1 protein-coding gene is annotated in these 1091 nt (G+C 59.3%); it reads right to left on the minus strand.

The genetic code is table 11. The features are described 5' to 3' along the window. Positions 1-475 (minus strand): reverse transcriptase domain-containing protein (locus D0Z70_RS24505; protein WP_119750810.1); only part of this gene is annotated, 475 nt, incomplete at its 3' end. Between the last annotated feature and the right edge of the window lie 616 nt (positions 476-1091).

The raw sequence follows: 1091 nt of genomic DNA on the forward strand, positions 1-1091 counted from the left end.
CCTCGATCAGCCACTTCACGCCATGCCATGTGCGCCTGATTTCAGTCAGGGCACTGTGACATGACCGCCCCCGGCGGAAGCCATGCGATTGGTCGGCAAAGACCGGCTCGTAAACATGTTCGAGCAAAATCTTCACCGCTGCCTGCACCAGCTTGTCGTCGGCAGTAGGAATGCCCAACGGGCGTTTCTTCCCATTGGGTTTGGGGATGTATTGCCTGCGGGCCGGAGAGAAGCGATACGAACCGTCCAGCACGGCGGCCATGATCCGTTCCATCCTTTCGAGCGAGAAGCCGTCGAGGGTGTTATTGGGATCAATGCCGGGCGTGAGCGCCCCTTTGTTGGGAGCGACCTGCTCATAGGCCCGTTCCCATAGGGACGGACAGCCGAGCAGCCGGAACAGACCGTTGATACGCTTTCCCTGGCGTGACAGGTCGATGACCGAGTCCAGTCTCTTCTCTACGGTGAGCAGTTGCATCAGCAGACCTCCGTTATGAAGTTGAAAGACCCAGCAAGCGCGCCGCCCTTCACCCGCGCAGAGGGGATTCCCCGTCCGGTTGCCCGGCCAGTTTCACCCATGCCCGTCCATCCTTGGATGGCTGTCCCGGGCATTACCCCGGGCGTTTGGCTAATATGGCGGCTCCGTCGCCTTACGGGACACCGGAGAGGTGCCCGCTTAGGCGATCCCATGTTTACACGATCAGTGAGATGCGACGTGGTTAGGTGGCTCGTTCGATCGTTGGCCTCTCGACGAGAGGTGGACCGTGCGACCAAGTTTAGGCAGGTCTCGTGGGGTACCCCGCCCTTCGCACGGCATGACGCGTCAACCATTGCTGCGCCATGACCCGAATAAAGTTCCTGAATCTGAGCTTCACGCAATCCAGCATTCACCATGCACGTCTTGCCCTGACGTCCCGATAGCCTACAATGGCTTCGGCCCGGATGACGCCTTTTTCCCGACATGCTATTGTCCCCTGCCGTTTTCACGGTCGCAGCCATTGCTGGCCAAGGTAAGTCGGGTGAGCATCAGGCTGTTCTTGGTTTCCTGAGAAGTCATCCTTCACTCAATTGATCGCGCCACCATGGCGCACCCA

It is taken from the genome of Sphingobium terrigena (assembly GCF_003591655.1).
Lineage (GTDB): Bacteria > Pseudomonadota > Alphaproteobacteria > Sphingomonadales > Sphingomonadaceae > Sphingobium > Sphingobium terrigena.